This is a genomic window from Achromobacter sp. UBA5777, assembly GCF_002418565.1.
Taxonomy (GTDB): domain Bacteria; phylum Pseudomonadota; class Gammaproteobacteria; order Burkholderiales; family Burkholderiaceae_B; genus Achromobacter; species Achromobacter animicus.
In genome coordinates this window covers 1-9,483 of the sequence record NZ_DIEJ01000180.1, presented here as the reverse complement: position 1 = coordinate 9,483, position 9,483 = coordinate 1, and the positions used below count along the sequence as shown (strand labels likewise).

The 9,483-nt window shown below is 65.2% G+C and carries 9 protein-coding genes and 3 pseudogenes; 3 read left to right on the top strand and 9 right to left on the bottom strand.

From position 1 onward, the window contains the following. The 5 genes and pseudogenes from B3446_RS14045 to B3446_RS14025 all read right to left on the bottom strand — a co-directional run. Window positions 1-276: pseudogene (locus B3446_RS14045) on the bottom strand (flagellar hook-length control protein FliK); the annotation flags it as partial. After that, window positions 273-623 (bottom strand): flagellar protein FliT, encoded by a 351-nt coding sequence (locus B3446_RS14040; RefSeq protein WP_175121949.1) that lies wholly within the window; start codon window positions 621-623, stop codon window positions 273-275. The gene B3446_RS14040 and the pseudogene B3446_RS14045, both read right to left, overlap by 4 nt. Before the next feature lie 47 nt (window positions 624-670). Next, a complete protein-coding gene (fliS, locus tag B3446_RS14035) occupies window positions 671-1,099 on the bottom strand; it encodes a flagellar export chaperone FliS (protein WP_175121948.1) in 429 nt (142 codons plus the stop codon). Window positions 1,100-1,119: 20 nt separating this feature from the next. Continuing rightward, window positions 1,120-2,505 (bottom strand): flagellar filament capping protein FliD, encoded by a 1,386-nt coding sequence (gene fliD / locus B3446_RS14030; RefSeq protein ID WP_191578084.1) that lies wholly within the window; start codon window positions 2,503-2,505, stop codon window positions 1,120-1,122. Window positions 2,506-2,648: 143 nt separating this feature from the next. Continuing rightward, complete coding sequence (locus tag B3446_RS14025; protein ID WP_191578083.1) at window positions 2,649-3,026, bottom strand: flagellar protein FlaG; 378 nt, start codon at window positions 3,024-3,026, stop codon at window positions 2,649-2,651. 139 nt (window positions 3,027-3,165) lie between these two features. Between B3446_RS14025 and B3446_RS14020 the strand changes: the two genes are divergently transcribed. After that, window positions 3,166-3,903: an IclR family transcriptional regulator gene (locus B3446_RS14020; protein WP_175121945.1), complete on the top strand. Its 738-nt coding sequence runs from the start codon at window positions 3,166-3,168 to the stop codon at window positions 3,901-3,903. Between the two features lie 21 nt (window positions 3,904-3,924). Here the strand turns inward: B3446_RS14020 and B3446_RS14015 are convergent, their stop codons facing one another. From B3446_RS14015 to B3446_RS14000, 4 genes are all read right to left on the bottom strand, one after another. Continuing rightward, window positions 3,925-5,091, bottom strand: coding sequence for an acyl-CoA dehydrogenase family protein (locus B3446_RS14015; protein ID WP_291381910.1), 1,167 nt, complete (start codon window positions 5,089-5,091; stop codon window positions 3,925-3,927). Further along, complete coding sequence (locus B3446_RS14010; protein WP_291381908.1) at window positions 5,081-6,322, bottom strand: CaiB/BaiF CoA transferase family protein; 1,242 nt, start codon at window positions 6,320-6,322, stop codon at window positions 5,081-5,083. The genes B3446_RS14015 and B3446_RS14010 overlap by 11 nt, the downstream gene beginning before the upstream one ends. Then, window positions 6,319-7,290, bottom strand: coding sequence for a Bug family tripartite tricarboxylate transporter substrate binding protein (locus tag B3446_RS14005; protein WP_191578080.1), 972 nt, complete (start codon window positions 7,288-7,290; stop codon window positions 6,319-6,321). Before B3446_RS14005 ends, B3446_RS14010 begins: the two co-directional genes overlap by 4 nt. 67 nt (window positions 7,291-7,357) lie before the next feature. Next, window positions 7,358-7,774, bottom strand: coding sequence for a cupin domain-containing protein (locus tag B3446_RS14000; RefSeq protein ID WP_291381906.1), 417 nt, complete (start codon window positions 7,772-7,774; stop codon window positions 7,358-7,360). Window positions 7,775-7,940: 166 nt separating this feature from the next. On the opposite strand from B3446_RS14000, the pseudogene folC reads away from it, so the two are divergent. Both folC and B3446_RS13990 read left to right on the top strand, forming a co-directional pair. Beyond that, window positions 7,941-9,197 (top strand): annotated as a pseudogene (gene folC, locus B3446_RS13995) (bifunctional tetrahydrofolate synthase/dihydrofolate synthase); the annotation flags it as partial. A gap of 98 nt (window positions 9,198-9,295) precedes the next feature. Then, window positions 9,296-9,483, top strand: a pseudogene (locus tag B3446_RS13990) (SPOR domain-containing protein); the annotation flags it as partial.

The following is a 9,483-nucleotide window of genomic DNA, read 5'->3' as shown; positions in this document are numbered from 1 at the left end:
CAGGCCGCGCGCGGCCAGCGCCAGCGCGGCGGCGGTTTTGGGGTCGACAACAGTATTCTGGCGGTCGCCTCGGGCGCCGCCAGTCTGTATGCCTTGCCGGGTATCGCGGGCGGAGCCGTCCGACGGCCCGGCCTTCTCCGGGCTGCCCGGCTGGCTGACCGCGTCCGGCCGCGCGCCGGAAATCTGGTTGGCGTTCGCGGCGGACATCGTCGTGCCCAGCACGGCGTCCAACCGCTGCACCAGGACGTTGCCAAGCGCGGCGGGACCGATGCTCATTGGTCAGACGCCTGGTTGCCGTAAGCCGACAGCAGGGTCTGCTGGCGCTTCATGCGTCCCAGCAATTCGCCCAGCCGCGCCAACTGCGGCAGCGCCAGATCACGCGTCATGGCATCGTTTTCAAGAATGCGCACAAGCAGGTCGTATTTCATGCTGCGGCCGGCCTCGTCCAGTGGACTGGACGGTTCGGCATGGCGCAGGCGTTCGACCTGCTCGCAGTAGAGCTGACCGTGCACTAGCGCGGTGTCCCAGTCGCCGGCCTGGGCGGCCGTCAACATCTCGCCCGTTGATTGGGCGATCTCCTGATACTGTTCCAGGATGGCGGAGTACTGGGTGAGCGACGTCATAGAAATCTCGGGCGAGCGATGGCTGGCAATAGTCGTTGTAGGGGCCATCAAAGCGTTGCGTCCGGGGCAGGCCGATCGATGGAGGTCTGCCAGGCGTCGGAAAGGTCCGCCAGCAGGCGGTCTGCGATGTCGAGCTGCTCGACGTCCGCTTTAAGGTTTGCCATGAGCAGCGTGCGGACGATGTAGTCGTACAACCGGCTCAGGTTGGCGGCGATGTCGCCGCCGGCTTCCATGTTCAGGCCCATCTTCAGGCCTTCGTCGACGATCTTGATTGCCTTGGTGATAGCTGTCCCGCGCTCGGCGACGCGACCTTCCTGCATGTGCAGGCGCGCTTGTCCGATTGCCGCGCGCGCACCCTGGTAAAGCAGGGTGATCAGCCTTTCCGGCGTGGCGCTCATCACTTGGGTCTCCAGGCCGATATCGGCGTAGGAGCGGGCAGAGTATGAGCCTGTGGGGCGGCGCGCGGCGTACGTCATTTAATGCATCTTCTCGGTTATCACTTCGACGACTTGTTCATGGCCGCGAATTGCTGCGTCAGATAGTTGGCCGTGACCGATTGCTGCGCAACGAATTTGTCCAATTGGACAAACTGGGCGCGCATCAGTTCGAGCTGGGCTTCACCGGCTGCCTTGGCGCGCGTGTACTGGTCTTTCACGGTGGCGATCGATTTGGCCAGGCCGTCGGTCTTGGTCTTGATCGAGCCGGTGTCGCTCAGGATGTCCTTCGTGGCCTTTTCGAAATTGGCGGCCAGGCCGTTCGTGCCGGTCAGCAAGCGCGAGACGTCGGCGCCGTTCGTGGACAGTGCCTTGTCCAGCTTGGTCTGGTCCAGCGTGAGCTGGCGCGTCTGCGGGTTGGTCGTGATGCCCAGATCGGCCAGCGACCGCAGGGTGCCTTCGCCCGACAGCACCTGCAGCGCACCCGCCAGGGACGACTGGATGGCGCGCGTCGTGCCGTCGCCGGTCAGCGGCTGATTGGTGGCGGCGGTGGCGTCGAAGGCCGTCAGGTTCTTGATCGTCGTCTGCAGCGTGTTGTAGGCGGTGACGAAGCTCTGGATGGCCTTGCTGGCCACCGAGGGGTCGCTTTCCAGCTTCAGCTTGATCGGCTTGCCGTCTTCCGTCTTCGAGGACAGGTTGAGCGTGACGCCGTCGATGGCGGTCGAAATGTTGTTCGTGCCGCTCTTGATCGTGATGCCGTTGATGTCGATTTCAGCGTCGACGGCCGCCGTGGCCGTCATCTTGCTGTTGGCGGCATCGGTGCTGCTATAGGACAGGACGTCTTTGAGCGACTGGTCGCCCGTCACCGTGATGGACTTGACCGAGGCCTGAACGCCCGTGTTCTTGGCGGTCATCATCAGGTAGCTCTTGCCGTCGCCGTCGGTGATGACGGTGGCGCGCACGCCCAGCGTGTCGTCGGCATTGACTGCCTTGACGATGCCGTTCAGCGAGGTGTCGCCCTTGAGGTCGACGGTCTTCTTGGTGCCGTCGGCCAATTCGATTTCAAACGAACCCGTGGCGCCGTTGGACGCCTTGCGGTCCGCAACCGCACCCGATTGCAGGGTCTGGGAAGTGGCAACGTTCTTCACGTTGATCGTGTACTCGCCGGCCACGGCGCCTTCGGCAGCCACGGTCGCGGTGAGGGCGTCGCCGCCGGTCACGCTGCCTTTCACGGCGCCCAGCGTCTCGGGCTTGCCCAACGCGGCGGCAGCCTTCTGCACGGCTTCCACGGCGCTCTTGAGCTGGCCGAACGCCGTAACGCGGGTTTCGAAGCTGGTCTGCCGTACGGTGTACTGCTGCAGCCTCTTTTCCTCGGCGGCTTCCAGCTTCGAGAGGATGTCCTCGAGGGGCAAGCCTGAATTCGAACCGAGGTTGGTAATGGTGGCCATGTGAAATTCCTTCCTAGCGATGCAATTCTGACAAAAATGTGGTCCCGGCTATTGGCCGGGTAAAGGCATAAGGCGGGCCTAATTCGGCGCTTCTCTCACCGGGCCGCGCGTCAATCTTGGCGAACGGTGTTTTAAGTGCCGGATCAGGCCGAAGTCTTGATACCGTTCCCTTGCATGTTCACGATCATCTTGGCGATCTTCAGCACCGCTTCACTGGGGATGGTGCGCAGGACGTCTCCCGATTCCGCGTCGATCACCGACACCACCACCTGGTGTACGTTCGGGTCGATTTCGAACTGAAGCTGGGTGGACCAGGCCTTCATCTGTTCGTTGATCTCATCCAACGCCCTATCCAAGGGCATTTTTTGCGCATTCGCCTGGTCGGACGTGGCGCCGCCGGAGGAGCTGCTGTCAGTGGTCGCGGGCGCCGGCGTGGCGGTGGCCGCAGGGTCGGGCGTGGCGATAGCGGTCGAAACCGGTAACGACGCGAACGCTGCGGGGGCTAACGGGGTTACGGCCATGATCACTCCAACGGCGAGGGGGGCGTCTCGGAGAACGCGCTGTTTTCAGGAAATTCTCAGTTACCATAACGGCACCCTCGCAGGGAACTTTAGCCCCGCGAAAATGGATGGTTCACGTGCTAAGAGTCTGGATCGGGCAATGAGTGTCAAGACGGCGTTGCGAGTTATCGAAATCATCGAAACCTTCGCCCGCGAGAAACGCGCGCTGCCTTTGTCGGAATTGGCCCGGTTGCTCGATGTGCCGGTGTCCAGCTGCCTGGCGCTGATCCGCACGCTGACCAGTCTGGGCTATCTCTATGAAACGGGCCGCCGCCAGGGCTATTACCCGACAGGCCGGCTGCTGGCCATGGCCCAGCGCATCGCCCGGGCCGATCCCGTTCTGGATCGCGTCTATCCCAGTCTTGTCGAACTCAGGGACGCTACCCGGGAGACCGTCGTCTTCGCCAAGCTGTCGCCGGACGGCCGTGTCGTCTATCTGGATGTGCTGGATTCTCCACATACCATCCGATACGCGCCCGTTGCAGGCGAGTTCAAGGATGTTCATGCCAATTCGCTGGGAAAGGCGCTGCTGTCGCTGCTGGACGAACCGGCGCGTGACGCCTTGCTGGCGGACATCCCCATGACCCGCTACAACGACCGCACCCTCGTCACCCGCGAGGCGCTGCTGGCGGACCTGGACGCGGCGAGGCAGCGGGGGTGGTTCATGAACAGCGGCGAGTCCATTGCCGACGTGGGTGCGATTGCCTGGCCGGTCACGCTATCCGGCGAACACTACGCCATTTCGGTGGGCGGCCCGATCTACCGGATCGAACCAGAACAGGAAACCTACGCCCGCATTCTGCGGGCGGCCTGCACGGGACTGGAGCAGCAGGCCTGAACCGCGCCTGCCGCCGCCCGCTCAGTACGACTTGGGCAGCCCAAGCACCTTTTCCGCGATGAAGCACATGATGAGCTGCGGGCTGACCGGCGCGATGCGCGGTATGAAGCTTTCGCGCAGCAGCCGCTCCACGTGGTACTCCTTGGCATATCCCATGCCGCCCAGCGTCATCACCGCCGTCTGGCAGGCGTTGTAGCCTGCCTCGGCCGCCAGGTACTTTGCCGAATTGGCGGCGGGGCCGCACGGCTTGCCCGCGTCGTACAGGCTGGCTGCCTTGAACACCATCAGGTCTGCGGCCTCGAGCTGCATCCAGGCCTGGGCGAGCGGATGCTGGATGCCCTGGTTCTTGCCGATGGGGCGGCCGAACACGGTGCGTTCGCCAGCGTACTTGACGGCCCGGTCCAGCGCGGCGCGCCCGATCCCCACCGCTTCGGCGGCGATCAGGATGCGCTCGGGGTTCAGGCCGTGCAGGATGTATTCAAAGCCGCGGCCTTCCTCGCCGATGCGGTCGGCCACCGGAATGCGCAGGCCGTCGATGAACAGCATGTTCGAATCCACGGCCTTGCGGCCCATCTTCTCGATCTCCCGCACCTCGATCTTTTCGCGGTCCAGGTCGGTGTAGAAGAGCGACAGGCCCTGCGTGGGCTTTTCCACTTCGGACAGCGGGGTGGTGCGCGCCAGCAGCAGCATCTTGCTGGCCACCTGCGCGGTCGAGATCCAGATCTTGCGGCCATGCACGACGTATTCGTCGCCTTGGCGCACGGCGCGGGTGCTCAGCTTGGTCGTGTCCAGCCCGGCGTCGGGCTCGGTGACCGCAAAGCAGGCCTTTTCCCGGCCGGCGATCAGCGGTTCAAGCCAGCGGCCGCGCTGCTCGTCGGTGCCAAACACCACCACCGGATTCAGCCCGAAGATGTTCATGTGCACGGCGGATGCGCCCGTGAAGCCGGCGCCCGACGCGGCGATGGTCTGCATCATCAGCGCAGCTTCGGTCATGCCCAGGCCCGCGCCGCCGTGTTCCTGCGGCATGGCGATGCCCAGCCAGCCGTCGCGCGCCAAGTCGGCGTGCAGCGGTTCCGGGAATCCGCCCTCGCGGTCGCGTTCCAGCCAGTATTCGTCGGGATAGCGTTCGCAGATGCGGGAAACGGCGTCGCGCAACGCCAGTTGGTCCGGGGTGAATTCAAAGTCCATCGTTGTTTCCGTCCTGGGTAATGCCACGGGCAAGCATGGCGTCGATCTGTTCCTGTCCATAGCCCGCTTCGGCCAGCACCTCGCGGCTGTGTTCGCCCAGCCGCGGGGCGGGGCGGCGTATCGACGTCGGCGTGCCGGCGTAGCGGCCCAGCGTCCCGGTGGTGCGGATGCGGCCTTCCGAGGGGTGGTCCATTTCCTGGATGAAACCGGTCGCGGTCAGGTGCTCGTCCTGGATCAGGCCGTCGATGGTGTAGAGCTGCGAGGCCGGAATGTCGGCGCGCGCCAGCGCTTGCAGCCAGTCGTCGCTGGGGCGGGTGGCGATCACCTCGGCCACGAAGGCATAGACCTCGCTGATGTGCGCGGCGCGGGCGCCATGGGTGCTGAAACGCGGGTCCTGCGACAGCTCCGGCCGCCCGATCAGTTCAAAGAAATTGCGCCAGTGCTTGTCGTTGTAGATCAGCAGGCAGATGTAGCCGTCCGCGGTGGCGTACGGCCGGCGATGCGGCGCCAAGAGGCGCGCGTAACCGGTGGGTCCCATCGGCGGCTCGAAGGTCGAGCCGCCCAGGTGGTCGCCCAGCACCATGTGCGCCATGCCTTCGAACATGGGGATCTCCACCGGCTGGCCGCGCCCAAGCGTCCGGGCGCTCAGCACCGCGGACACCAGCGCAATGCCGACGTGCAGGCCGACGGCCCGGTCCGCCAGCGTCAGCGGCGCGTAGCGCGGCACGTCGCCGCTTTGCTGCGCAGACAGTGCGGCAATGCCTGTCTGACCCTGGATCAGGTCGTCGTAGGCGGGGCGGCCGGCATAGGGGCCCGCCTCGCCGAACCCATAGGCGCCCACGTAGACGATGCGCGGATTGCGCGCCGTGACGGCTTCATACGACAGGCCCAGCCGCGCCATCGCTTGCGGGCGGATGTTGTAGAGCAGGGCGTCGCAGCTTTCGGCCAGTTTCAGGCAGGCTTCAAGGCCTTCGGGGGTCTTCAAGTCCAGCACGATCGAGCGCTTGTTGCGATTCAGGTGCAGGTAGAGATGCCCCATGCCGGGGTTGCGCATGGGGCCGACGGCCCGCATGTTGTCCCCCGCTGGCGACTCCACCTTGATGACGTCCGCGCCCAGGTCGGCGAGGACCTGGGTTGCGTACGGCCCCATCACCACCGAGCTCAGATCCAGGATGCGCACGCCGGCCAGCGGCCCGGCAACCGGCGTTTCAGGCAGGGGCTGGTCGATCATTGCTGCTCGATCCCCGCGTCACGGATCAGCTTGCCCCACAGGTCGCGCTGCTCGCCAACAAATTGCGCGAAGGCTTCGGGGGTGCTCGAAAAGGCGTCAAACCCCAGTCCCGCCAGGCGCTTTTTCACATCGGGCTTTGCCACGATCTGGTTGATGGCCGCATTCAGCTTGGCCACGATCTCGGGCGGCATGCCGGCCGGACCGAAGTAGCCGTTCCAGGAGTTCAAATCGAAGTCCGGCACACCCGCTTCGGCCATCGACGGCAGGTCGGGCACGATGGCGCTGCGCTCGGCGGTGGAGACGGCCAGGGCGCGCAGCTGGCCGGATTGCACGAAGGGCAGGCCAGAGGTCAGGTCCGTGAACATGAAGTCGACCTGCCCGCCGACCACGTCGGTCAGGCTCTGCGGCGTGCCTTTATAGGGCACGTGCAGGATGTCGATCTTGGCGCGGTTGGCCAGCGTGGCGCCCGCGACGATGCCGGTGCTGTTCCCACTGGCGTAGGTGATGCGGCCCGGGTTCTTCTTGGCGTCGGCCACCAGATCGCCCACCGTCTTCCAGGGGCGCTTGGGATTCACGACCAGGATGAAGGGCAGGTTGCCGCCGCGCGCGATCGGGGTGAAATCCTTGACGGGATCATATGGCACGTTCTTCATCAGCCAGGGGGCGGCTGAATGGGAGGTGTTGGTGGTGACGAACAGCGTGTAGCCGTCCGGTTTGGCGCGGGCCACATAGTTGGCCGCGATCGTCGCGTTGGCGCCCGGCTTGTTCTCGACCACGACCTGCTGCCCCAGCAGGGTCGACAACTCGGCGCCGAAGATCCGTCCCACGGCGTCCGTGCCCGATCCGGCGGGGAAGGGCACCACCAGGGTGATAGGTTTGTTGGGGTAATCGGCGGCATGGGCGGGGCCAGCCGCCATCAAGGCGGCGCCGCTGACCAGCGCGGCGCCCAGCAGGCGTAGGGATTGCATGGGTGTGTCTCCTGTATTTATGTAATGAGGCGCGGCTCTCGCGGCCGCTGCCTGCGCAAACGCCGCGTCAAGCGGCTGAGGGTGGCGCCGGAAAGTCGCGGATCACGCGATCGGGGGATTCTTCGTACGGGGGCGTGTAGATCACAAGCAACCGGGCCGGTTCGTCGCTCGTCACCGTGAAGACGTGGGGGATGTCCGGGGGGAAGTAACAGCAGTCGCCGGGGCCCATGTCGGCCCATTCGTCCTGCACCTGCGCGCGGGCGGTGCCCGAAATCAGGTAACAGACCTGTTCGATGCCGGGATGCGCGTGCGGTAGGGCGCCCTTGCCCTTTTCGATGACGCCCAGCAACACTTCCACGCCGCGGGCGCCGACGGTCTCCGGGCTGATCAGCCGTCGGTTGAGGGTGCCGGTGTGATTGGCGGGGCTGTAGCCGGGTACGTCGGCTTCACGCACCAGCCATTGGGGAGTCGAACGCTGCGTCATGTCTCTTCCTTTTATTTTCCATACATGAATTTATTTTTACGTATGAAAAAAACATGGGCAAGCACTTTTTGCCCGCGGATACCGTGCCGCGCCCTAGGGGATTAGGGAAAACACCGGGCGCACGCTGCTAAAATCGCAGGCTGATTTCCTTTCGCGAACCCGCCTCATGTCTTCTGTCCGCACGCCTGACGCCGCCGCCAACCTGTCCGATTGGCTGCAGTACCTGGAGTCCATCCACGCCACCGCGATCGACATGGGGCTGGACCGGGTGCGCCAGGTCGCGGACCGCATGCAACTGACGCTGCCCGGCATCAAATTCGTGGTCGGCGGCACCAACGGCAAAGGTTCCACCTGTGCCATGCTCGAGGCCATCCTGCTTGCGGCTGGCTACAAGGTGGGCCTGTACACCTCGCCGCACCTCATCGACTTCAACGAGCGTGCCCGCGTCAACGGCCAGATCGCCTCCGACCAAGACCTCATCACGCAGTTCCAGGCCGTCGAAGCCGCGCGCGGCGATGTGTCGCTGACGTATTTTGAATTCACCACGCTGGCCATTCTGCGCCTCTTCTCGCAGTCGCGGCTGGACGCGGTCGTGCTCGAAGTCGGCCTGGGCGGACGCCTGGATGCCGTCAACATCGTCGATGCCGACGTCTCCATCGTCACCAGCGTCGACCTGGACCACACCGACTGGCTGGGCGACACGCGTGAAAAAATCGGCTTCGAAAAAGCCCATATCTATCGCAGCGGCCGGCCGGCCATCTGCAGCGATCCCGTCCCCCCGCAGTCGCTGCTGGATCACGTCGAAGCCATCGGTGCAGACCTGTGGCTGTTCGGACGCGATTACAACTATTCCGGCGACCGTCAGCAGTGGGCCTACGGCGGTCGCGAACAGCGCCGCAGTGCGATGGCCTACCCGGCTCTGCGCGGCGCCAATCAACTGCTCAACGCCTCGGCGGCGCTGGCCGCGCTGGAATCCGTGCGCGATCGCCTGCCCGTGCAGCAGCAGGCCGTGCGATTGGGGCTGTTGCAAGCCTCGCTGCCGGGCCGCTTCCAGATCCTGCCGGGCCAGCCCACGGTAATCCTCGACGTCGCGCACAATCCGCACGCCGCCGCCGTGCTGGCGCAAAATCTCGACAACATGGGCTTTCATCCCTACACCCACGCGGTGTTCGGCATGCTGAACGACAAGGACCTCGCCGGGGTGGTGGCCAAGATGGGCTCCCGGATCGACTACTGGTATTGCGCCGGTCTTCCGGGACCGCGCGGCACCGCCGGTCAGGCGCTCGCGGATCAGGTCGCCGCGGCGCTCCCGCCCCTGCCCGCTGGCAGCGAAGCCCCCGGCATCCAGGCCTACGCCGATCCCGCCCAGGCCTTTGCCGCAGCGCGCGAACGGGCAGGGGAGAATGATAGAANNCTCCGTTTTGCAGGCTCTGGGTCGCAAGGCATAGGCAAATCGGGCCATTCGCGTCATGGCGGCCCCGCCGCCTCAATGCCGCAAGGCGCCGCAAGGAATTCTCTTCCATGGGTTTTTTCAAACGCAAAGATCCCGCCGAGCAGGCGCAGACCTCAAAACGGGCTGCCGTGCCAAGCGAGGTCCAGGCCGCCGAGTTGCGTGGCCGCGCGCGTCGCAGGCTTGCGGGCGCAGTAGCGCTGGTGCTGGCAGCCGTCATCGTCCTTCCCCTGGTGCTCGATTCGCAGCCCACGCCGGT